Annotated in this window: 19 protein-coding genes; 8 read left to right on the top strand and 11 right to left on the bottom strand. The window is 60.2% G+C overall.

Translation table 11 applies throughout. The features are described 5' to 3' along the window. Window positions 1–4: 4 nt before the first annotated feature. The 8 genes from DESLA_RS23360 to DESLA_RS0116460 form a co-directional block, all read right to left on the bottom strand. Entirely contained in the window at window positions 5–406 is a 402-nt protein-coding gene (locus DESLA_RS23360) for a hypothetical protein (protein WP_028573319.1), read from the bottom strand. A gap of 96 nt (window positions 407–502) precedes the next feature. Next, on the bottom strand, window positions 503–1,768 hold the full coding sequence (locus DESLA_RS0116435; RefSeq protein WP_211239068.1) for a hypothetical protein: 1,266 nt from the start codon (window positions 1,766–1,768) through the stop codon (window positions 503–505). 105 nt (window positions 1,769–1,873) lie between these two features. Next, entirely contained in the window at window positions 1,874–2,776 is a 903-nt protein-coding gene (locus DESLA_RS23040; protein ID WP_156933000.1) for a hypothetical protein, read from the bottom strand. 554 nt (window positions 2,777–3,330) lie between these two features. Beyond that, complete coding sequence (locus DESLA_RS21045; RefSeq protein ID WP_245590084.1) at window positions 3,331–3,660, bottom strand: helix-turn-helix domain-containing protein; 330 nt, start codon at window positions 3,658–3,660, stop codon at window positions 3,331–3,333. Between the two features lie 791 nt (window positions 3,661–4,451). Next, entirely contained in the window at window positions 4,452–4,667 is a 216-nt protein-coding gene (locus DESLA_RS21050; protein WP_035261965.1) for a ferredoxin, read from the bottom strand. A gap of 224 nt (window positions 4,668–4,891) precedes the next feature. Continuing rightward, a complete protein-coding gene (selA, locus tag DESLA_RS0116450; protein WP_028573321.1) occupies window positions 4,892–6,310 on the bottom strand; it encodes an L-seryl-tRNA(Sec) selenium transferase in 1,419 nt (472 codons plus the stop codon). Between the two features lie 39 nt (window positions 6,311–6,349). Next, window positions 6,350–7,645, bottom strand: a complete 1,296-nt coding sequence (locus DESLA_RS0116455; protein WP_028573322.1) for a bifunctional folylpolyglutamate synthase/dihydrofolate synthase — start codon at window positions 7,643–7,645, stop codon at window positions 6,350–6,352. Beyond that, window positions 7,623–8,420: a 3',5'-cyclic-nucleotide phosphodiesterase gene (locus DESLA_RS0116460; RefSeq protein ID WP_028573323.1), complete on the bottom strand. Its 798-nt coding sequence runs from the start codon at window positions 8,418–8,420 to the stop codon at window positions 7,623–7,625. Before DESLA_RS0116460 ends, DESLA_RS0116455 begins: the two co-directional genes overlap by 23 nt. Window positions 8,421–8,749: 329 nt before the next feature. On the opposite strand from DESLA_RS0116460, the gene greA reads away from it, so the two are divergent. From greA to DESLA_RS0116500, 8 genes are all read left to right on the top strand, one after another. Further along, window positions 8,750–9,223: a transcription elongation factor GreA gene (gene greA / locus DESLA_RS0116465; protein ID WP_028573324.1), complete on the top strand. Its 474-nt coding sequence runs from the start codon at window positions 8,750–8,752 to the stop codon at window positions 9,221–9,223. Window positions 9,224–9,253: 30 nt separating this feature from the next. Then, a complete protein-coding gene (gene rlmD / locus DESLA_RS0116470) occupies window positions 9,254–10,705 on the top strand; it encodes a 23S rRNA (uracil(1939)-C(5))-methyltransferase RlmD (RefSeq protein WP_028573325.1) in 1,452 nt (483 codons plus the stop codon). 101 nt (window positions 10,706–10,806) lie between these two features. Then, window positions 10,807–12,147, top strand: a complete 1,341-nt coding sequence (locus tag DESLA_RS21055) for a sialidase family protein (RefSeq protein ID WP_051434773.1) — start codon at window positions 10,807–10,809, stop codon at window positions 12,145–12,147. Further along, window positions 12,144–12,776 (top strand): hypothetical protein, encoded by a 633-nt coding sequence (locus DESLA_RS21990; protein WP_051434774.1) that lies wholly within the window; start codon window positions 12,144–12,146, stop codon window positions 12,774–12,776. Before DESLA_RS21055 ends, DESLA_RS21990 begins: the two co-directional genes overlap by 4 nt. 91 nt (window positions 12,777–12,867) lie before the next feature. Then, window positions 12,868–14,895, top strand: a complete 2,028-nt coding sequence (locus tag DESLA_RS21065) for an LTA synthase family protein (RefSeq protein ID WP_051434775.1) — start codon at window positions 12,868–12,870, stop codon at window positions 14,893–14,895. A 48-nt stretch (window positions 14,896–14,943) separates the two neighbouring features. After that, window positions 14,944–16,251, top strand: a complete 1,308-nt coding sequence (locus DESLA_RS0116490; protein ID WP_028573326.1) for an O-antigen ligase family protein — start codon at window positions 14,944–14,946, stop codon at window positions 16,249–16,251. Further along, complete coding sequence (locus DESLA_RS21995; protein WP_051434776.1) at window positions 16,235–17,194, top strand: class I SAM-dependent methyltransferase; 960 nt, start codon at window positions 16,235–16,237, stop codon at window positions 17,192–17,194. The genes DESLA_RS0116490 and DESLA_RS21995 overlap by 17 nt, the downstream gene beginning before the upstream one ends. After that, complete coding sequence (locus DESLA_RS0116500) at window positions 17,191–18,228, top strand: glycosyltransferase (protein ID WP_028573327.1); 1,038 nt, start codon at window positions 17,191–17,193, stop codon at window positions 18,226–18,228. The genes DESLA_RS21995 and DESLA_RS0116500 overlap by 4 nt, the downstream gene beginning before the upstream one ends. A gap of 224 nt (window positions 18,229–18,452) precedes the next feature. Here the strand turns inward: DESLA_RS0116500 and DESLA_RS0116505 are convergent, their stop codons facing one another. Genes DESLA_RS0116505 through DESLA_RS0116515 form a run of 3 tightly spaced genes read right to left on the bottom strand, consistent with a single transcriptional unit; the run spans window position 18,453 to window position 21,501 of the window. Next, window positions 18,453–19,301 carry a glycosyltransferase family 2 protein gene (locus DESLA_RS0116505; RefSeq protein WP_156933001.1) on the bottom strand — a complete coding sequence of 283 codons (849 nt, stop codon included), beginning with the start codon at window positions 19,299–19,301 and terminating at the stop codon, window positions 18,453–18,455. Then, a complete protein-coding gene (locus DESLA_RS0116510) occupies window positions 19,298–20,488 on the bottom strand; it encodes a glycosyltransferase family 4 protein (protein WP_028573329.1) in 1,191 nt (396 codons plus the stop codon). The genes DESLA_RS0116505 and DESLA_RS0116510 overlap by 4 nt, the downstream gene beginning before the upstream one ends. Next, window positions 20,485–21,501, bottom strand: a complete 1,017-nt coding sequence (locus tag DESLA_RS0116515; RefSeq protein WP_028573330.1) for a glycosyltransferase family 9 protein — start codon at window positions 21,499–21,501, stop codon at window positions 20,485–20,487. Before DESLA_RS0116515 ends, DESLA_RS0116510 begins: the two co-directional genes overlap by 4 nt. Window positions 21,502–21,506: the final 5 nt, after the last annotated feature.

A 21,506-nucleotide genomic window follows, 5' to 3' on the forward strand; every position in this document is an offset into this window, starting at 1 on the left:
CGTTTTAATTCTGGAGTGTAAATTCAAAATCACAATCAAGGTTTACATCATCAATTAGATTAAATATTCCTTTTAAATGACGCCCCCTATCGATTAGTCCAGCCTCACAAACTTCGTTTTCAAGCTCTGAGAAAAGCCAAAAGTCTTTGGACTGCAAAGTTTGAACAAAATCATTTAAAGAAGGAATAGAATGTTTGGTGACATTGTCTCTGAACTTGGAATTAAGCAGCTGCCTGATTCTTTCTCTGGTGCCAACACCAAATTGGCTTGCAGTTTCCTCTAATGTAGGCCAAGGCGATTCATTTAGGCCATAGTAAAATTTTACAATTTCAATATCCCTTGCCTTATTGGCTCCATCCTTGATGCTGCTTTCTAGGAATTCTACTAATTCATTTTCAATGCCCATCTACACTCCTTGACCGAGGAATTGCCTAACGCCACGGCTCACAGGCGGCAAACTCGCAGCGAAGCGAAGAGTTTGACGTCCTAGTGCAGCCGATTGTTAGATCGCTCCCCACTTTAGATAGAAAGCAAAGAACGGATCAGTGATATGCAGTTTTTGCTCTTCTTTTTCCCAATCAATAACTGGCGTAGATGCTTCATCGCTTGCAGCTATCTCGGCCATGCGTTCCAACACGCGCGAAACCTCGTGAGCTTGGGGAGGTGTTTCATCAAGAACTTGACGAATTGCCGCCCGTAGGTGTTCATATTCAATAGTTTCCAAGCCCGGGGCTAAGACGCTAAGTGCCTTTAATACGACTCCATAAATATCTGCAGAACCACCATCACTTAAAGCACGTTGAAGACGGTCGGAACGTTGGCGTGGGCCTTTCGACAGCTTGTCATATATTACTTTCCCCGTACCCTCAGCAGCTTGATGATATAGGTCATCATCTACGGATGAAATTGTAATTCTAGATCGAGACGTCTCTATCAATCCTTCTTGGAATGCACGACGCTGACAAAATTCCTGCATTAAGTGAGGACTGCCATAGGCTTGCGAAGCGAACTGGCGCCCGATGCCTGGTGCTAATCGTGCGTTAAGGAGAGGAAAACCTGTGATTGGGATCAACTCTAGCTCTTCGAGAGACCACGACGGAACTTCGATATCTTCGATGCGACCAGTCATTTCCCTTTCTACTCTCACTGCGTCGTATCTTCGATGAGGGATCGCAATCAGGACGACCGGCAACCCTTCAAATATGAGAGGTTTCAACGCACGAATGACTGATCCTTGAAAGGCTCTATCTAAATAGTGGAAATCGTCTACAACGATAGAACCATCAAAATCTCGTAGCGCACGAAGTGCTGCTGTTCTAGGAGTTAGCTCAAGTTTTTTGCCCTTCCCGCTCGAACTGGCCTTCATCAATCCGGTTTTTGTTTTTCCCTTAACATCGGCGACAAAGGGAACCCCAACGCCACCCTGCACTTCACCATCAACTGATTTTGTACTGGAAGAGCTACTGTTTTCCTCCAGCGTTGTGGCCTCTCCGAGTTCATGAAGAATTGTCGTCCAAAAATCATTTTCAGACGCTACGCTACCCCCATCTATCCAGATATTTTGCCCGACGTCAGCCCTCGGAAGGACGGTGTTCACCAATACAGTTTTTCCGGACTTTGTCTGGCCCGTAACGGTGATTAGTTTGTGGAGATTTTCAACGGCGTTGCGTAACGAAGCTTCAAGTTTGATAGCCTCGCGAGGAACGTAAGTTAATCTCGGCATGCCGCCTGGAACAAAAACCTTGGATGTTTTGTATTTTCTCACCATCTCTTCCTTTTAATGGTCTAACGCCCGGCTCACGCGCCGGTTTGGAGCCGCGAAGCGGCGTAAATCGGTCGCTGTGCAGCCGATTGTTAGTTTATATACTTGGGCTCAATTGTTTTTAGCCTTGTCAAATTCCTCAAAAAAACGAATTACCATCAAAAAAAGAGATGGAAACATATTTCTAAGCTGATGGTTATAATCCTCCCATGATTCTGTTGGATGTGGAATTGGGTTCCAACCTGCATCTTGTTGCCGGAGTGACATGGAGCCTAAATTATAAGGAGGGTCTGGGAAAATTGAAAAAGGCATGGTCGTAATAAATATTGCCTTTGACAAAGTAAAATATGATGACTTTAAAGGCTCTATTATAACAGAGGTTTCCGGATCACCATTCCAATCCGAAAGTGTTTCATGATAATCGGCTATGAATGTTGGATGTGCGACAAGACTTAGTTTTTGCTTTAAATCCTTTATCTGGTCTTCCATCCCCCCAATCCAGCTAAACCCTCCTTCTTGCAGCTGTTTTTTTAGGTAACGCTCCGTCTTTTCTTTCGATAGGTATTTGTGCCAGAACTCATTTGCAGTTTCGGGAGTGGTACAAGCTGTGTAGTCACCTAGAATATCATGATCGATTCTAAAGCGTACCCAAAGTTGAGCCGTCTCGTAGAGCAGCCGAAGTTGAAGCCTAGCATTTGCATCAAGCCCATAGCCACATAAAACGCGAATTGACGTCAATGTGCGCAACAGACGAATGCTGAGTCGATAAAATGTCATTGCTGAAGGGAAAATTTTATGATCCGCTGAGAGAAAATAGACACTTTGGCATCGCAGAAGAACTATATATTCGTCCACAAAAGCGTATAAGGCAGCGTATGGAGCGTTTCTTATATCAACTCCAAGTTCGTTTTGAACGTGATTTCCAGGAACAGCATCACTCAACTGAAAACCCCGATTCTGATAGATGAGTCGAATCGAATTTTTTGCGTGCTGATGAGATAAGTATTCAGGCATGTCTCTCATACTCTCGTGTGAAACTAACAGTGTTATTATGCGGAACTCACAAAATCCGCCCCTCCAAATTCACGGCCTTCACACCTGCTGATTTGGCAAACACTTTTTAAAAATTTGCCAGCATTTGCCACATTATTCCAAAGTGTTGATGGACGCCTGTCAAATCCTTCATGACTCCGAAGTCAGCTTTATGCCTTCTCCTGAGGTCAGCTTTATGCAGCAGCCATAAGTTCATTCACCATACGGGACATAAAACCAACCTCGGATAAAAAATGATGGACGCATCGGGATGGTTCCACGCACATCGTCAACCATCGACAAATTTCAGCGCTGGCTTGAAAAAACTGATGAATACCAAATGTTGAGTCCCATAAACCACATTTGGGATGGAAGCAATCGGAATGGTTCGGAGAATTGAAAATAAAAAAGCCCGACCCTGAATATCAAGGTCGGGCCGTCATGCATATGATCTCTGGGTGGTCGGGTTGAAGCAAGGGGGGGAGGGAGAGTTGGCGGCTGAAAGTCAGGGCACGAAAGCGACAGCGCCCAGGGTCTCAGTGGGATAGAAAACGCCGAGGCTCCACGTTCAGAACCTTGCCCAGCAACTCCGCATGCCCGTGGCCGATAGGTCTCTTGCCCTGCTCCATCTCAGACAAATGCCGCCGCGAAATGCCGGTCAGATCCGAGAGCTGCTTCTGCGTCAGGCTTTCCCTGTAGCGAGCCCCGGACAAAACCGTCCAAGGCGTCAACGGGGGAAGGATCGCGGTTGCGTCACAGGAGTCGTCGTCAACGATGCACCCCTGTCTTGCAAGATATTCCTTGATATCATGCGTCTTTTCAGCGGGACAGGTGACTCGGAATAGATCAATAGGGGGCTTTTTCATGTGTTCCGACATAGGTCACCTCGACAAATCAAATAACGCCGCGTCGAGTGCATCCGACGCGGCGTAAAGATTCAAGCCCGCCGAATAAAACCCGGCGTTAAAGAGTAATCAACCCGAATCAGGCCACCTCGACCACTTCCAGGTCAAAGGTCAGGTTTTCTCAGGCCAGGAGCTGGTTGGCGTCCAGGGTCTGGCGACGGATTGTTCCACCCTCCAGCGTGTCTACACGGACTAGGCGCTCCAGTGCACCGTTATGGCTCGGGGTGAACGACAAACACCGATCAGTCAGGGCTATTCGGGAGCTTCCTGAGAATGAAAAGACCACAAATGCTCAATAATATCCAAAGAGCAGGGTTTCATCGGTTTCCAATTCGCGACGCTGGAGCGTCGGGAGCTGCGTTTCCACGCTGGAGCGTGGGAACGATCCTGTTCCTGTACAGCCTGTGGGTGCGGTTCGGGCGGAGAAGCAGGAAGCAAGGAGAAACATGATGGGCAATCAATCACAACATAAGAGGGTGTTTTTCTATGGCCAGCGGTACTCAGCGCAGTCATCAACGAACCGTTTGCAGTCATTTGCGCTGCTTTTTTGGCCAGCACCGACGAATCGGTACCAGCCAGGTTCTTCGACGATAATCGCAACATGGCGAAGTGAAGCCACTCCGGTAAGTACTCCCGCGGCCAGGAGCAAACGGTCGCTCATTTGGTGTGGGTTGGCCTTTCGTTGTTGCTGGAAGTACCTTCTTCCTCCCTATTTCCGAAAGTTTAACGACCGGAGCGATCTGGGGTGAGCCTCAGAAACCAGCATTCACCTGGATGCAGTCCTTGGGACAGTAGGCAGCGGCCTTGCGCAGGTCCTCTTCGGGGCCTTGGCTTGTTTTCAGATAGGGGAGTTCCGTAGTTTCATCCCAGCCGAACACTTCCGGGCACAGCTCCACGCAGGCTTGGCAACTGGTGCAGTGTTCCAGATCAAGGTTCGCTTCGGCAAGGGGAAGAGAAGGGGCGGGCATGGTTGCTCCGAATGGGGGAGTGGTGGGTTTGCGGGAGTGGTGATTCGTTTATGATCATTGGAGAACGGCTTACCAGTCCGTTGAAAAACTCCCAATTGCTGCGTCGCTGCAAAAAGTTCAAACTCTCACGTATGAATAAATACGCTTCGACCTTGAACTTTTTTTGCTCCTTGCACTTGGGGTTTTTGAACGGACTGCCGGATAAGGACTTTTTCAACACTCAGTTACGGGGTCAGCACCTTGGCCAGGACTTTGCCCGCCAGGGCGTGTTCCGCGTCGTCCAGGGTGCGGGGGTCCAGGCAGAAGGCGTCGTGTTCGATGCGACCGATCAGGGGCGGATCGGTGTCCAGAAGGGCGTCGCGCAGTGCTTCCACCCCGATGTCCGCATTCTGAGGGCGGACAGCCACCAGGGTTGTGGGCAGATCCCGCTCCGGATACGCCCCGCCGCCCACTCGGGAAGCTCCGGGAAGCAGTGTGATTTCGGCTTTTGCGCCCCCCCCAGGTCCTCTTAAGGCCCGGCGCAAGCCGCGGGCCAGTTTGCTTGCTTGCCGCCGCAGCTCCTCGGTCGACGCGGTGATCATCCGCAGGGTCGGGATTTCCCGGCGGGCCAGTTCCGGGTCCAGGTAGAGGCGCAGCGTGGCCTCCAGGGCGGCTAGGGTCATTTTGTCGATGCGCAGGGCCCGGTTCATGGGATTCTTCTTGATCGGGTCGATGTAGTCCTTGCGGCCCACGATGATTCCGGCCTGGGGCCCGCCCAGGACCTTGTCCCCGCTGAAGGTGACCACCGCGGCCCCGGCGGCCACGGCCTCCTGAACCGTGGGCTCGTGGTCCAGACCGTAGGGCGTGAAGTCGAACAGGTTGCCGCTGCCCAGATCCTCCAGCACCGGCAGTCCGTGCTTCTCGCCCAGCGCGACCATCTCCCTCAGCCCGACCTCCTTGTGAAAACCGATGATCCGGAAGTTCGAGGTATGCACCTTGAGCAGGGCCGCGGTTTCCGGAGTGATGGCCCGTTCGTAGTCATGCGAATGGGTGCGGTTGGTGGCCCCCACTTCCCGCAGTACGGCCCCGCTCTTGGCCATGACGTCCGGAATGCGGAACGAGCCGCCGATCTCCACCAACTGCCCCCGGGAAACCACCACCTCCTTGCCCTTGGCCAGGGTGTCCAGCATCAGCAGCACCGCCGCGGCGTTGTTGTTCACCACCAGTCCGGCCTCGGCCCCGGTCAGCCGGCACAGCAGCTCCTCCACATGGGCGTAACGGCTGCCGCGCTGGCCCGTATCCAGGGAAAATTCAAGATTCGAGTAGTGGGCGCAGGCTTCGGTTACGGCCTCCACGGCTTGGCGGGCCAGCAGGGACCGGCCCAGGTTGGTGTGCACCACCACGCCCGTGGCGTTGATCACCCGCCGGAAATGCGGCCTGGACGCCCGATCCAGAAAGGCGTGCAGCGGGCCTTCCAGGACGGACCATTGCAGTTCTTCGGAGGCGGTCAGTTTCTGCCCACGAATGTCCACCCGCAACTGATCCAGGTGCATGTTGACGAGGTCCTTGAGCAGGGGGCGCGGCAGGCGCGCGTAGCGATCGGACTCCGAGACCCGTTGCAGAATCAGGTCCACGGAGGGCAGCATACGATACAGTTCAGACATGAAATCTCCGGTGTAGCGACAAAGTGCGCGGAGCGTCGGTCACGCCTCCAACCACTCCGGGTGCAGGGCGTATATTTCCGCCAGCAGGTACAACGAACCGCAAACCAGAATCGGACCGTCGGCTTGGGCGGGCAGGGCCGTGGCAAGGGCCAGCGCTGTTGCCGGGTCGGACGCGGTCCGGGCTTGGGTGCCCAGTTCGCGGGCGATCTCCCAGGCGGGGCGGCTTCGCGGCTGCGTGGGCAGTTCAGGAACAAAGATCGGCCCGGATGTCAATTGCCGGACCAGGGGGGCCATGCCTGCCAGGTCTTTGTCCCGCATGCAGGTGAAGATCACCGCGTCGGGGCGGATGGACAGGTTGTGCAGGGCCGCGTTCAGGGTTTCCAGGGCCGGGGAGTTGTGCGCGCCGTCCAGAATGATTTCCGGTGAGACTCCCGGTGAGCCTCCCGGTAACATGGAAACGCGTTGCAGGCGGCCGGGCCAGGCCCTGGAGGTCAGGGCGTGTTCGCAGGCATCGGGGCGCACCGGCCAACCGTGGCCAAGAGCCAGGGCCGTCCATCCGGCCAGAGCCAGGCGGGCGTTGTCGCGCTGGTGGTGGCCGGGCAGGGCCGGGGCGATGGCGTTCCATGCCTGTATATGGGCATGCATTTCTGCGGACATCCCGGCAATGTCGTTCACGGTGTGCACGATCACTCCCTGGTCCTCGGCCTCCTGTTCCAGGATGTCGCGGACCACGGCGGCCTGGGAGGCCGAGACGACCACCATGCCGGGCCTGATGGCCCCGGCCTTGTCCCGGGCGATGTTTTCCAGGCCCGGGCCGATGATCTGGTCATGGTCCAGGCCGATGGGCGTGATCAGGAGCAGGTCCGGGGTCCAGGTGGAGGTGGCGTCGTTGCGTCCGCCCAGTCCGGCTTCCAGCACGATCAGGTCCACGCGCTCCGCGCTGAAGCCGACCATGGCCATCAGCGTGATGGTTTCGAAATAGGTCAGGCCGAGGTCGTGGCAGACGGGGTGGACGGTATTCGCCCAGGTCAGGATGCGCTCCTCCGAAGCCGGAAGGCCGTTGAGGCGGACCCGTTCCCTGAGGGTCAGAAAATGGGGCGAGGTGAACAGCCCGACGGAAAAGCCGTGCTCCATGGCCAGCCGGGACAGAAAAAACGCGGTGGAGCCTTTGCCGTTGGTCCCCACCACCTGGGCCAGGGGCGCGGGCGGGTGAACGATGTCCAGCCGCCTTGCGGCCTCGCGCATCCGTTCAAAGCCCAGGCGCATGTGGAACATGCCCAGGGCGTCCATATGCCGCTGGAAATCCGCGAAATCAGAAAACGATTTCTTCGCCATCGCGCAGCAGGTGGTAGGTGTATCCGTCCAGGGCCTGGTGCAACTCCTCCTGGATTTCCGTGGAAAAGGTGGACTTCATGTGTGAAATGTAGATCTTGGGGCGACCATTCGGTCGGGCATGCAGCTTGTCCAACTCGGCGCGGAGCAGCCTGGGCGTGAGGTGTTTGGAAAGCAGGGCCAGTTCTTCCATGGCGTCGGGAAACGAGGCTTCGATGATCAGGTTTTCCAGGTCAAAGGGCAGCTCGTTCAGGAACGTCCACCAGTCGTCGGTCGGGCCGGTGTCCCCGGTAAAGGCGAAATGACTCCCGGAGGTCGGGTCGCGGAGCACGTAGCCGGACGCGGCGGTGGCGTGGTTGACCGGAACGGTGACCGCCCGCAGACCGGTCACGTCCTCCCAGACTCCGGGTTCCAGCGGCGCGTACGTCAGGACCGGGTTGGCGAAGGTCGGCAGGATGGTGAAGTCCGGCCAGATGGTGTCGTTGAGCAGGTGGGTCCGGATGCTTTCCAGCACCGGGGCCAGGCCGCGGAGGCGTACGGCCCCGTGCTCGTTGCGGGCCACCAGCTCGATCAGGTTGTCCGCCAGAAACAAAATGTCCTTGATATGGTCCAGGTGGGCGTGGGTCACCAGGATTTCCTGGATCGCGGCCTGTTCCGCCAGGGGCATGGACGAGGTCACCGACCCGGCGTCCAGCAGAAGGGTCTTGTTCACCAGAAAGGACGTCAAATTGTATCCGGGCAAATCCGAGCCCGAACAGCCGAGAACGTGCAGCCGCATGGCAGTACTCCGTTAATGGGAAGGTGATGCCCGGGAAGTCCTCCGAGCCGGAAAATCTCTTGCACAGGGCCGAAGGGTTGGTCAACCGAAACAAGGATTCAGCAGTCCGGCTCAGGTCGACTTGACCACCGCCCGGCCATGGGGTAGCTGGGCGGAAAAACATATTCGATATTCCCCATGGGGGGAATTTTCATGGCCAGGGCGACCCAACCTCTGCGAACGGGTGTCCTGGCCTTTCGTCATCCATGACGTCGTCGTTTCGAGGACCGTGCTTCGCGTCGTTTTTTGACGCGACGACGTCCGCAACCATCAAACCTGAGGATAACGCGATGGATTCTATCCCTATCACCGTTGAAGGATTCAGGAAGCTGGAGCGAGAGCTGGACCGACTCAAGCGGGAGCGGCCGGAGATCATCGAGGCCATCAAGGTGGCTCGTGAAGAAGGAGATCTGCGGGAAAACGCCGGCTACGAGGCGGCCCGGGAACGGCAGGGCATGCTGGAGGCCAAGATCAAGTACATCGAGTCCCGGATGGGCCGGTTCAACGTCATTGACCCCAAGACCCTGGGCGGTTCGCGAGTGGCCTTTGGGGCCACGGTGGAACTGGAGGATCTGGATACCGAGGAGATCAAGAAGTACACCCTCCTCGGTCCGGACGAGGCCGATCCCAATGAAGGAAGCATCTCCATCGCCTCCCCCGTGGGCCGGGCCCTGCTGGGCAAGGAAGAGGGCGACGAAGTGGTGGTGGACGCGCCTCGCGGCAAAATCCGCTATGAAATTATTTCATTGAACTACGATCTTTGATCCGAGCTGCATGAGGGCGGGAGACGGCACATGGCTGTTCACGACGGACAAGAACTGACCTTGGATGTGGTCAAGCCCGTGCTGGGCGGGGACGGGTTGGCCCGGCACGAAGGGATGGCCGTATTCATGCCCGGCGCTCTGCCGGGACAGCGGGTGCTTGCCCGGATTGTTTCGGTCAAACCCCGGCACGCCAGGGCGGAATTGGTCCAGGTTCAGGAGCAGTCCCCGGAATACACACCGCCGCTCTGCCCGCATTTCGGTTTTTGCGGCGGATGCGACTGGCTGCACATGGAGTACGGTCGACAGCTGCACTGGAAACGGGAACTGGTCCGGGAAACGCTGCGCCATCTCGCCGCCGAGGACGTCCAGGTGATGCCGACCATTGCCTCGTCGCTGCTCCACGGCTACCGCAACAAGATGGAGTTCGCAGCGGCTTCCAGGATCGTGACCGGCCCAAGCGACACGCCCTACACGACCGGCCCGAGCGACACGACCGCCGGCTTGGCCGCGGTCAAGGCCGGCGTGGCCGTGGGGTTGCGTCCACGAGGGCTGGCCAACGCGGTGGTTCCCATTCGATCCTGTGCACTTTGTCCTCAGACTATGGTCGACGCGGCAAATCTGGTCGGCAAATGGGCCGGGGAAGCCGGACTGTCGGCGTACGATCCGGACACGGGGCGAGGTTTCTTGCGGCATGTGGTTGCGCGTCATGGAGCCGATCCCGGCCATTTGATGCTTTCCGTGATCACCGGCAGCGACCCTCAAGGCAGGGAGGTCGGGCCGCGTCTCGAGGAATACCTGTCGCACAATCTGGCGCATCATTCCTTGACGGCTCTCTCCGTGGTTCACGAGACGCGCATGGACCGCGCCCTGGTGGCCCAGGGCGAACGGACCGTGTCCGTCACCGGACCGAAAGAATTGATCCATGAATTGGGTGGTCTGAAGCTGGCTATTTCCAGCCGGGCCTTTTTTCAGGTCAACTCCGGGGCTGCGGAAAAGCTTCGGGACATTGTCGCGGATTTCGCGGAACTGAAGGGGCGGGAGACCGTATGGGACCTGTATTCCGGAGTGGGTGCCATGGCGCTGAGCTTGGCCGCAAAGGCGGCCCGGGTGGTCGGCTTTGAAACCGAACCGCAAGCTGTGCGGGACGCCCAGGCCAATGCCCGACGGAACGGGATAACCAATTGCCGCTTTGAGGCCGGAGACGTAAGCCGGACCATTCCCCAGGTTCTCGGTGGTGCTTCCTCGGAGCGTCCGGACGTGATCGTCGCCGATCCGCCCCGGGCCGGAATGCGGGCCGACGTCGTTGACCGGCTGCTGGAAATCGGCGCGCCAAAACTGATCCTGGTCTCCTGCGACCCGGCCACCCTGGCCCGGGACGTCAAGCGGCTGGCCTTAGGCTATCATCTGTGCCGCGTCCAACCGGTTGACATGTTCCCCCACACCTCGCATATCGAGTGCGTCGCGGAGCTGCGCCCGCGTTGAAATTCGGTTTATCCTGAGGCGGGGCGGTCAACAGCATGAACCATCCGCTTCGCGCAAGGCTCCAGGGACGCCAAGCAAGAATTTTCGCACCCCCCCCATCCATGACAACCCCCCGCACCTTTCGTTGGATCTCGGCATTCTGGGCGCTCTTTTTCGTCGGCTCCCTGCTGGTCGCGTTCCATCACCAGGTTTCGACCAGAGGCTTTGCGGATGCGCCCTTCGCGATACACTTCGAGTCTGAAGCCGCACCCGTGACCGAAGAACCGATTTACCAGGTCCGCTTCATTTCAGACGGCCTGACCCGGTTGGTGCATGCGGCTACAGCCGTGCAGCGCCCGGACGGCGCGATCCAGGCGTTCTGGTTCGGGGGCAGCCGGGAGGGGCATGCAGACGTGCGGATTTTCACGGCGGCCTTTGATCCCGATCTCCAGCAATGGACCGAGGAGACTCCGCTGCTTACCAGGCAGGAAACCGCCGGAGCGGAGCGCCGCCATGTCCGCAAGCTCGGCAATCCCGTGGCGACCGTGGACCCGCAAGGCCGCATCCTGCTCTTCTACGTCAGCGTGTCCTTCGGCGGCTGGAGCGGCAGTTCCATCAATCTGGTCGTTTCCGAAGACAACGGCCAAACCTGGAGCAAGCCGCGCCAACTGATCACCTCTCCGTTTCTGAACGTGAGCACCCTGGTCAAGGGGCCGGTGGTGCACCACGCCGACGGAACCATGGGCCTGCCCGTTTACCATGAATTTCTGGGCAAATTCTCCGAGTATCTTCGCCTGGACGATCAGGGCCGGGTGCTGGGCAAAAGCCGGATCACCCACGGACGGTTCGCGATCCAGCCCGTGATTTTTCCTCTCGATGCGCACAGGGCCGTGGCTCTGATGCGCAACACCGATTCGGACAAGCCGCGACGGGCCTGGGCCAGCCGGACCAAGGACGGCGGGCGGACGTGGTCAGCGCCGGAGCGCACCAAGATTATGAATCGCAATTCCGCCCTGGGAGGCACCTTGGGCGACGTCACTATTCTGCTGACCGCGGCCAACGTCACGGAGTACAATCGGTCCTCGCTTGCTCTTCTGCGGTCCACGGATCAGGGGCGGGGCTGGGCCGTTGTTCATGACGTGGAACCGCATCAGCCGCCGCTTTCGCCCGAAGAATTTCCCGAGGCCGTGACTCGGGACACGCCCGTCTTGGAAGAGGACATGCCGCTCAGCCCTGAAACGGTGTCCGCGGCGGCCACGGAAATCCAGTGCGAGCCCGGGCGTCCCATCTGCGACTTCCGGTTCGACTACCCGTGGCTGCTCAGAGACGCCAAGGGGCGCTATCATCTTTTTTACACCTGGAACCGGGCCTTCATTCGCCATGTAACCTTCAGTTCAGCCTGGCTGAAATCCCGGCCTGACCTGCCCCTGGAAGACCGGGCGTACCAGAAGGGCGGGTCATGAACGCGTTCGCTCCGGAAATCGGCCTTGCGACCAGCGCCGTGGTCGCGGCCTGCTGCGTGACCCTGGTCGCCTCCGGCCCCGCACTTCCTTCCCGTTTTTCATGGGGAGTGCATTGGTCGCCGATCAAGCTTGGGTTGCTGTTTCTTGCGACTCTGGCCGCGTTGTTCCTTCCTCTTGGCGAAGCTCCGCCGGTTTATAGGCTGCGAGGGCTGCTGGGCGAATTCAGCGTGACCACTCTGGTTCTGGCCTGCGCGGCCCTGACAGGACGGTTTCGTGGTCGGGCCGTGATTGATCCGTCTCAGAGTCTGATTTTGCTGGCGGGCATCGGCGCGGTCGGCCTGGTGCTCTATCCCACGGCCCTGGGGCTGACCCGCTTCGATCTCTACGCCTGGGGCTACTTTTCCACGCCCATGCTCGCGGGGATCAGCCTGCTCGGGTTCGTCGCCCTGGCCTTGCGTCTGCACTGGATCGTTTTTATCCTGGGCGCGGCGCTTCTGACGGCCGGCCTGGAACTGCTGTCCTCCAGCAATCTGTGGGACCATCTGACGGATTTGCCCCTGACCCTTTTCGCCTTCGGAGCCCTCTGTGTTCTCGCCGTTCGACGGGTGACCGGACGTGGTCAAGGATAGGACCGAACCTCTTTCAATACCGCCTCGCGCTTCCACCATAGAAGATCGCCGTTTTTGAACCTTATACCCAGAACTGTTTTCGAGTCGGACCATGCTCCACCGCATTCCACCCTTGATCCGTTTTTATCTGGCCGTCATACTGTTTTATCTGGCGGTCTTCAGCGCTGCTCGGCTGGCTTTCTGGCTGGTCTTCGACAATCCCCACGACCCCCTCGGAGTAGGCGAACTCTTTCCGGCCCTGTACGTCGGCCTGAAGTTCGATCTGCGGCTGACCCTGCTCATGCTCGCGCCGATGTTTCTGCTGGGCTGGGTCAAGTGGATCCACCCCCTGTTTACTCGGGCCGGGCGGAGGTTCTGGGGGGGGTATCTGGGGGTGGTCACCCTGGGGGCGGCCGGATTCTACGTCACGGATTTCGGCCACTACGCCTACCTGCTCACCCGCCTGGACTCCACGGCCCTGCGGTTTCTCTCCAACCCGCTGATCTCCGCGCAAATGGTCTGGCAGAGCTATCCGGTCCTGCTCTGGCTGGTGGGGCTGCTGGTTTTGTTCGCTTTGCTGGGCCTGCTTTACGCCTGGCTGGCCAGGCGTTGCGCCGGGGCCGAGTACGCTCCTCCGCGCCTTTGGCAGCGGGTCCTGATCATCGTGGCCTGCCTGGGGCTGTTCGCCGGCGGAATCTACGGCAAGCTCTCCTGGTATCCGCTGCGCTGGAGCGACGCCTTTTTCTCCACCCATGTCTTCGCCCCTGCCGTGGCGTCCAACCCGGTTCTCTACTTTTTCGACACCTTCAAGACCGGGGCCCTGGAGTACGACGAGGACGCCGTGCGCGCCGCCTATCCACTGATAGCCGGGTATTTGGGCGTGGACCATCCCGATCCGGACCATATGGACTTTGTCCGCCGCGTCGAGCCCATGTTTCAGCCGGACCGTCCGCTGAACGTGGTCATCGTCCTGCTGGAGTCCTTTACCACGTACAAGACCGGCTGGTCCGGCAATCCGCTGGACCCGACGCCGAATTTCGACCGATTGGCCTCGGAAAGCCTGTTGTTTCCGAACTTCTTCACCCCCACCGCCGGAACGGCCCGGTCCGTGTTCACCGCGACCACCGGCCTGCCCGACGTCCAGCTGCGCAGCACCGCCTCCCGCAATCCCACGATCATCAACCAACATATGATCAGCAACGCTCTGGAAGGTTACGAGAAATTCTTTTTTCTGGGCGGCAGCGCCAGTTGGGGGAATATTCGGGGGCTGCTGCAGGGCAACATTCAGGGCCTGCAAATTTATGAAGAAGGCGACTACGCCTCTCCCCGCGGTGATGTCTGGGGCATCTCGGACCTGGACTTGTTTCGGGAGGCCCACGGTGTTCTCCAGGAGCAGACCAGCCCCTTCCTGGCCATCCTCCTGACCTCGGGCAATCATCGGCCCTATACCATTCCGGAGAATAACGACGGTTTTGAGATTCGCGACGACGTGTCCCAGGAAATGCTGGTCAGCCATGGCTTCCATTCCCTGGCCGAATTGAATTCCTTCCGTTTCATGGACCATGCCGTGGGCCGGTTCATGGACATGGCCAGGTCCGCGGACTATTACCAGGACACGGTGTTCTTCTTTTTCGGGGATCACGGCCATCTCACCGAAGCGGCGGTGCATTCTTACCCTTCGGAGATTCAACTGGGCTTGGCCCAATTCCGCGTCCCCCTGGTAATCCACGCCCCGGCTCTGTTTCCCGAGGGTCGGGTCCTGGACGCCGTGGCCAGCGAGATGGACGTGATGACGACAATGGCCAGCCTGACCGGGCATGCTCACGTGAACACCACCCTGGGCCGGGATCTGTTCAATCCGCGCTTTGACCAGGATCGCCACGCCTTTGTGATGACCCACGGCGCGGTCCCGAACATCGGCCTGATCAACGACCGGTTCTACTTCCGGATGCATCTGGACGGGGCAGGACAGTCCCTGCACCTGATCCATGCCGAGGATTCCCGGCCCAACCTGATGGACCAGCACCCGGAAACCACCGCCGGGATGCGGGATTTGACCCGCGGCCTGTACGAGACCACGCGCTATATGATGAACCACAACCCCCATCGCGATCACGGCTCGGGTTCTGTCGACAAGTAAGTCGACCCCGTTCTCCCCCGCTTTCCGGACGCACCTTCCAGTCGCACCATGCAGCACCACGTCGCCTCCCTGACCCATGCCCTGGATTCCTTGCGCCGGATTCTTGCCTCGGACCGGGCCAGGATGCTCTGGGCCGGAATATTCTGTCTGTTCCTGTGCTCCCTGTTCGTCACGGACAAGGTCCGGCTGCACCGCAATATCTACTACGTCCTGGTCCTGGCGCCCTTCCTGATCCAGGTTGGACGGAGGTACTGGGCCGATCTGCCCGGTTCGCCGGTCTTCCTCGCGGCCCTGGCGTTTCTCGGCTACCTCTGGATCACTCTGTTCTGGTCCTCGGCGTCCGGGGGATACGTCTTCTACAACGAGGCCCGGACCCTGGTCATCCTGTTCAGCTTTCTGGCCATCACCGCTTTTTACGCCCTGAACGTGGACGACTTCCCGCGCCTGCTGGCCAAATGGCTGGCCTGCGTGGCCGGGGTCGCGGCCCTGGTGTCCGTGTACGTGTTCTACTCCGGCAAACACATCTCCATGCTGGGCGGCCTGGAGAGTCGGGCCGTGGACATCGGCCTGGCCGGGCATCCCATTGATTCCGCCGGGCTGTATGGTTTTGTGGCCGTTTTTTTGGTTTTCGGATTGATTGCCCGAGGGGGGACAAAAGCCAGGAGTCAGGAGTCAGGAGTCAGGAGTCAGGAGTCAGGAGGCGGAACCAACGCTCTCTGGAGTTGGATCGGTGGGGCGGCTTTGGTGGCTGTTTTGGTTTTCGTGGTTCTGACGCAGACACGGGGGGCCTTGGTGGGCATTGCCCTGGTGGTGGGGTTGGGGTTGCTGGTCCAGGGCGATCGGAGGCTTCTGCTTGTGCTGGCCGTGCTGATTGCGGCCATTCTGACCGTGATTCTGTTCTCCCTGCACCATCCCGAGGGGATGATCGGGGTGGAACGGAGGCTGGGCGTGCGCGGCGAGATTTGGTCCCTGGCTCTGGAACGGGCCTGGGAGCGGCCCTGGTTCGGGTTCGGGTTGAACGAGCACCAGAATTTGATTTCCGCCAGCGGAGAGCTGCACGGCGTGGCCCACAACCTGTACCTGGAAAATCTGCATTTCGGAGGCCTGGTCGGGACCTTCCTGCTCCTGGCCCTGGCCGCTCTGGCCCTGCGCGGGGCGTGGCGGGAATATCGCCGCACCGGCGGCTTCCTGCTTCCGGCCATCGTGCTCTACCCTCTGGTCTTCGGCATCTCCGCCGGGTACCTGACCCTGTCCAAGATATCCCCCATGTGGATCCAGTTCTGGCTGCCCGTGGGACTGGTCATTGCCGCGGAAATCCGCGCCCGGCGGGACGCTGATCATGCTGGAAAAATCTGAACCGCGCCAATCATCTTCCCAGCCGCCTTCGGCAAATCGGGACCAGCCCGAGCCGTGCCGGGTTTGCGAGGAACGAACCGTGCCGATCTTCCAGGCCCGCATCCTGGACAAGCACGACGCGACCTATTTCCGCTGTTCCGGGTGCGGCCTGATCCAGACCGAACCGCCATATTGGCTGGACGAGGCCTACGATCAGGCCATCGCCGTCCAGGACGTGGGCCTGGTGCGGCGCAACCTGGAACTCGCGGCCAAACTGCGGAACATCCTGCCGGCCCATTTCGATCCGGCCGGACGATTTCTGGACTACGCCGGAGGATACGGGCTGATGGTCCGGCTGATGCGGGACGAGGGATTTGATTTTCATCGCCATGACCCGCTGTGCGCGAACATCTTCGCCCAGGGCTTCGATCTCACAGACCTGCCATATACCCCGGACATCCCATGCCTCCCATACCTGGCGGGCCACCGTTTCGAGGCCATCACGGCCTTCGAGCTGCTGGAGCATCTGGAAAAGCCGGCGGCAACGGTGCGCCGTCTGCTGGAGCATACCGATGCCCTGCTTTTTTCCACCCGCCTGCAACCCGATCCCCCGCCCCGCGACGTGGACGATTGGTGGTACTTTTGCCCTCAGACCGGGCAGCACGTCACCTTCTACACCCTGCCCGCCCTGCGCGTGCTGGCCGAGAAAACAGGCACGACCCTCTATTCCGACGGCACGGCCCTGCATCTGCTGACCAGGCGAACGTTTTCCGCTGATCCCCTGGCCCGGCCCAGGGGCGTCCTCGCCTCCCTGGAACGGCTCCTGGAACGCTGGCGACGGTCCCTGAACAAGCGAATGTTCCCGGTCAAGCCTCCGCGAAGCCTGCTTCCCGAGGACGCCCGGCGCACGGCCTGCCCACGTCCCGACAGGCCGGAGGCATTTGAAACGGATCGGCCCAAATGACCCCGATTCCCGCGTTCTGCATGCCCTGGCATACCGCCGTGAGCAATGCCTTCCAGGAAATCCTGACAGCGCCGTTGCGCGGCATGCTGGACATCGCCTTGACCCCCTGGGACCAGAAACCCCAAGCCCCCCTGGACGTCTTGGACCGTGATCCCGGACGGCCCCTGATCTTTTGCCAACTGCCCCCGCCTCCGGAACTGCTACGCCGGGACACGGCCCGGATCGTCTGGCTACCCATGTGGGACAACGTGGCCCGGTGGCCCGAGTCCTTCTGGGCCGGGCTGGCCCGGTCGCCGGCCTGCCCGCGCATCGTGGCCTTTTCCCGGCCCGTGGAGCAGCTTGCGCGGCGCTTCGGTCTGCCCACGCTGCGAGTGCGATTCTATTTCGCACCAGAACGGTTTGAGCCTGTCCGGCGAGATTCCGAGCGGACCATGATCTACTGGAACCGGGTCGGCCTGTACAGCGAAGCGGCCATCCGCCGCATTTGCGCCGATCTGGCCGTGGAGAAATTGATCCACGTCCATCGCCCTGACCCGGGATACGACCATCCTGGCCTGGCTCTGCCGGAGAGCCTGGGAAAAACCCAAGTCCGGACCATCCGCGACTTTCTCCCGGACGCCGAGCATCAACGGCTCCTGGGGCAAAGCTCCCTCTGCCTGGCCCCCCGGGCCCGCGAAGGCGTGGGCCTGACCGTGCTCCAATCCATGGCCCGCGGCGCCTGCGTTTTGGCCTACGACGGTCCGGCAACCAACGAATACGTGGTCCACGGCCACAGCGGCCATCTGTTCCGCTCCTACTCTCGCGCCGTGCATAAATGGCGCAAGTCCCTGGGCAAGCGCTGGCACCGCCTTACGGTGAAGCCACAGCCATACCTCTACCACATGGTCGGCGTCGGTCAGGTCGGGTCGGCGCTGCGCCGGATCGACCCGGACCACCTCGGCGCGACGGCCCGGCGGGAGCATGAGCAAGGGTATGTCAACTGGAAAAGCGGGTTGGAAGGGTACGCTGAATTCCTGAGTGGATGGGGGGAGTAAGGCAAGGGGTATCTACTCAGCACTTCTTACGCCCGCTCTTACTCCGGCAATCGGGGTCGGGGTCGCTATCGGTATCGGCATCGGAACGGAAAATAATTGAACGAACCCCACCCTTTTCGATCCCGATTCCGATTCCGATTCCGACCCCGACAACAGCATTACTTTGTGCTGAATAGTTACGTAAATTGTTGAATTTGGCTGGATGGTAGAGGGAGCCGACAGGACTACAAATCGATCCACGCCAAAGGGTCGGGGAGCAGTGTTCCGTTTTTTTCGCGCAGGGTTCGGACGTCCAGGCGCAGGGGCACAAAGAGATTCAGGGCCGCCGCACCGAAGGGCAGCTTGCGCGCCAGACGGCGAAATATCTGGGCCGCCCGAATTTCGCGGGGGGAAAAATACTTTCGGGTGACCTCTTCCCGCTCCCGACGGTGGGCCGCCTCGGATGCCGGGTCGTTGGACACGCCGCCGATGCGGAACACGGCCACCGGGCGTTTCAGGTAGATACCCCGGATACCGTGCTTGAGAAACGCCCGGAGCAGCCATTCGTGATCCGCGGTGATGCGCAGCCGGGTGTCGAACGTCCCGCACCGGTCAAAGACGTCCCGAAGATAGAAGATGGCCTGCTGGGTGATGGTCCGCTCCACCAGGGTCAGCCGATTCATCTGACGGTGGCGGCGATAACTCTGGACCTGCTTATGCCCTTCGTCCAGCAGAACCACGTCCCCGAAAACGATGTCCGCGTCCGTAAGCTTCAGACACCGACTCATGGAGGTCAGCACATCCGGCCCGAAGAGCATGTCGTCGTCGTTGAGAAAATGCAGGACTTCGCCCGTGGTCAGGGCGAGGCCCTTGTTCATGGCTTGATAGATGCCTCCGTCCGCTTCCCGGAGGTGGCGCACCGGGTAGGGAGCCGTGCGGGCGTATTCGGCAACCAGCTCCGCGGTGCCGTCCGTGGACAGGTTATCCACCACGACGTGCTCCCAGGGCGGGGTCCGCTGGTTGGCGACGCTTTCCAGGGATGAACGCAGCCGTTCGGCCCGGTTCCACGTGGGGGTGATGATGGAGATTTTCATGGCCTCGCGGCTTGCCACCAGGCTGTTGAACGGTTTTCCCAGGTGAACTCCTCCCGGCGGGCCCGGCAATTGGCCGTCAGGGTTCGGACAAGGTCCGCGTCGCGCACGATCCGGGCAAGGGCATCGGCCACTCCAGCGGCGTCCTCCGGGGCGAACAGCACCGCCTCCCGCCCCGGTCGCAACACCTCCGCGATGCTGGGCAGGTTCGCGGCCAGAATCGGGCGATTCAATCCCGGATAGTCATAGGCCTTGGTGATGGCCACGTAAGGCATGCGACCCCGGTTCAGGGCCGGGATGATCAGGGCGTCCACGTCCTGCAAGAACCGGGGCAGTTTCCCAGGAGCCACCGGCCCGTGGACCTGGACCGTCTCCTCGCGCCCGACGGTCTGTCCGCGCAAGGCTTCCACCTCCCGAGGACTCCCTCCGGCGATCTTCAGCCGCAAGGGCGCATGGACCCGCTCCATGATCTCGCTCCAAGCCCCCATGAGCCACTGGACGCCCTGCTCCGGGTAGAGGGAGCCGATATAGGCCAGGGTGAAGGGGCGGGAAGCGTCCGGCTCGGGTGGAGGGACGGTTTCAGGGTCAAAGCCGCAGGCCAGCCCCAGGCTGGTCACTGGCTTGCCGGGAACAAGCTTCTGAAGCTGGTCGCGAAGAACCTCAGTGGTGGTCAGCAGAACGTCCGCATCGGAAAACACGGCCTGTTCGACTCTGGCCGCCTTGGATTCCGGACCCTGCTCCAGATGCGTCAACTGATGCACTTCATAAACCCGTCGCACGTTCCGCTCCAGCTCCGGCCGACGGAAGAGGAATCTCGTCAATCCGGCAAAACTGGCGCTGGCCAGCGTGTCTCCCGGGCGCATCCGGCGGCGCAGGAACAGAAGACACGCCCAGTAATAGACCGCGTTGACCGTCACGCCGCGACGGCCTCTGGCCCGACGCAGGGCGGGCAGGGGATGCAAGCGCAGATTGGGCGGAGAGGAAAGCCCCATGCGGTTGAGGTCGTCGGAAACGGTTTGGTCGCGGGGGGATGCGCGGAGCGGCACTCCCAGCAACGCACCGGGATAGACCAGTCGCACGGTATTTTCCGGGGCCGCGTCGGCCAGGGCCCGGCAGTTGCGCAGGCAGTAGAGACCGTGAGCCGAGCCGTCGAAGGGGTCCTGGTTGACGACGAAAAAGAGCGTGCTCATGTCCGGCCTTCGTCCCGGAGCAGCTCGTCGCAGGCCTGGAGCACCATGTTGACGCTGATCCGCTCCGCAGGCGACCCAGGGGGCGATTCTTCGTCCGCTGGTTCGGGTTGGATCACCACGTGCCGGGTTTGCCAGGGGGCCCATTCAATGGGGCTCGAGCCCATGAACAGGGCCGCGGTGGGGCAGGAGCAGGCCGCGGCGAGGTGCATGGCCGCGGTGTCCACGCCCACGAACAAGACGGCCCTGTGCAGCAGGCCGGCCAACTGGGCCCAGGAGGTTTGACCGGACGTGCTGATGATCCGTCCGGGGGCCGATCTGCTCAGGGCGGTGCACAACCGGACCTCTTCCGGGTCCGGTCCGCAACTGAGCACGATGGCCGGGATGCGTTCCAGCAGCCTGGCGCAAAGTTCCCGCCAGCGCTGTTCCGGCCAGCGCTTGATGGACCAGCGCGTTCCGGGATGAAGTACGGCGAAGCGCGTCAGATTGCCCGCCGGAGACCAGGGCCGGGTTCGCTCCCTGGCAAAGGACAAGGGCGGAATGGACAGGGGGAGCGGCTCGGGCAGACAGTCGCTGACCGTGTAAAAATCTTTTTCCACCTGATGGCTTTTGTACCACCAGAAGTCGGAAAAGTCCGTGAAGGTTCGTTTCCACCACCAGTGCAGCGGTCGGCCCGCGGCATTGGCGCAACGGTGGCGCGCCCCGCTGATCAGGGTCAGCCAGCGGCCCCGGTCGCCGTCGCCCAGTTCAAAGGCGTAGTCGAAGCGTTCCCGGCGAACGGCGGCGGCCAAGCCGAAGTCCGAGGCCCAGTTCCAGGGTCGGCGTTTGTTTTTCTCCGGTGCGGCGGCGGTGAGCACCCGGTCGATGTCCGGGCACCCGGCCAGAATGCCTTCGCACCCCCGGCGCACCACCACCCATATCTCGGCCTGGGGATCGGCCGCCCGGACGGAGCGGATCATCGGCGTCAGCAGCAGGCTGTCCCCGATGTGCTTGAGTTTGATGAACAGAAACTTCATGCCCG

Source organism: Desulfonatronum lacustre DSM 10312 (assembly GCF_000519265.1).
GTDB lineage: Bacteria > Desulfobacterota > Desulfovibrionia > Desulfovibrionales > Desulfonatronaceae > Desulfonatronum > Desulfonatronum lacustre.

Bases quoted from the DNA above. Each gene is read 5' to 3' on its own strand.
- DESLA_RS23040 (WP_156933000.1), bottom strand. From the start codon at position 2,776: ATGCCTGAATACTTATCTCATCAGCACGCAAAAAATTCGATTCGACTC.
- DESLA_RS21065 (WP_051434775.1), top strand. From the start codon at position 12,868: ATGCTCCACCGCATTCCACCCTTGATCCGTTTTTATCTGGCCGTCATA.
- selA (WP_028573321.1), bottom strand. From the start codon at position 6,310: ATGTCTGAACTGTATCGTATGCTGCCCTCCGTGGACCTGATTCTGCAA.
- DESLA_RS0116460 (WP_028573323.1), bottom strand. From the start codon at position 8,420: ATGCGGCTGCACGTTCTCGGCTGTTCGGGCTCGGATTTGCCCGGATAC.
- DESLA_RS0116490 (WP_028573326.1), top strand. From the start codon at position 14,944: ATGCAGCACCACGTCGCCTCCCTGACCCATGCCCTGGATTCCTTGCGC.
- greA (WP_028573324.1), top strand. From the start codon at position 8,750: ATGGATTCTATCCCTATCACCGTTGAAGGATTCAGGAAGCTGGAGCGA.
- DESLA_RS0116500 (WP_028573327.1), top strand. From the start codon at position 17,191: ATGACCCCGATTCCCGCGTTCTGCATGCCCTGGCATACCGCCGTGAGC.
- DESLA_RS21995 (WP_051434776.1), top strand. From the start codon at position 16,235: ATGCTGGAAAAATCTGAACCGCGCCAATCATCTTCCCAGCCGCCTTCG.
- DESLA_RS21055 (WP_051434773.1), top strand. From the start codon at position 10,807: ATGACAACCCCCCGCACCTTTCGTTGGATCTCGGCATTCTGGGCGCTC.
- DESLA_RS0116510 (WP_028573329.1), bottom strand. From the start codon at position 20,488: ATGAGCACGCTCTTTTTCGTCGTCAACCAGGACCCCTTCGACGGCTCG.
- DESLA_RS0116435 (WP_211239068.1), bottom strand. From the start codon at position 1,768: ATGGTGAGAAAATACAAAACATCCAAGGTTTTTGTTCCAGGCGGCATG.
- DESLA_RS21990 (WP_051434774.1), top strand. From the start codon at position 12,144: ATGAACGCGTTCGCTCCGGAAATCGGCCTTGCGACCAGCGCCGTGGTC.
- DESLA_RS0116455 (WP_028573322.1), bottom strand. From the start codon at position 7,645: ATGGCGAAGAAATCGTTTTCTGATTTCGCGGATTTCCAGCGGCATATG.
- DESLA_RS0116505 (WP_156933001.1), bottom strand. From the start codon at position 19,301: ATGAAAATCTCCATCATCACCCCCACGTGGAACCGGGCCGAACGGCTG.
- rlmD (WP_028573325.1), top strand. From the start codon at position 9,254: ATGGCTGTTCACGACGGACAAGAACTGACCTTGGATGTGGTCAAGCCC.
- DESLA_RS0116515 (WP_028573330.1), bottom strand. From the start codon at position 21,501: ATGAAGTTTCTGTTCATCAAACTCAAGCACATCGGGGACAGCCTGCTG.
- DESLA_RS23360 (WP_028573319.1), bottom strand. From the start codon at position 406: ATGGGCATTGAAAATGAATTAGTAGAATTCCTAGAAAGCAGCATCAAG.
- DESLA_RS21045 (WP_245590084.1), bottom strand. From the start codon at position 3,660: ATGAAAAAGCCCCCTATTGATCTATTCCGAGTCACCTGTCCCGCTGAA.
- DESLA_RS21050 (WP_035261965.1), bottom strand. From the start codon at position 4,667: ATGCCCGCCCCTTCTCTTCCCCTTGCCGAAGCGAACCTTGATCTGGAA.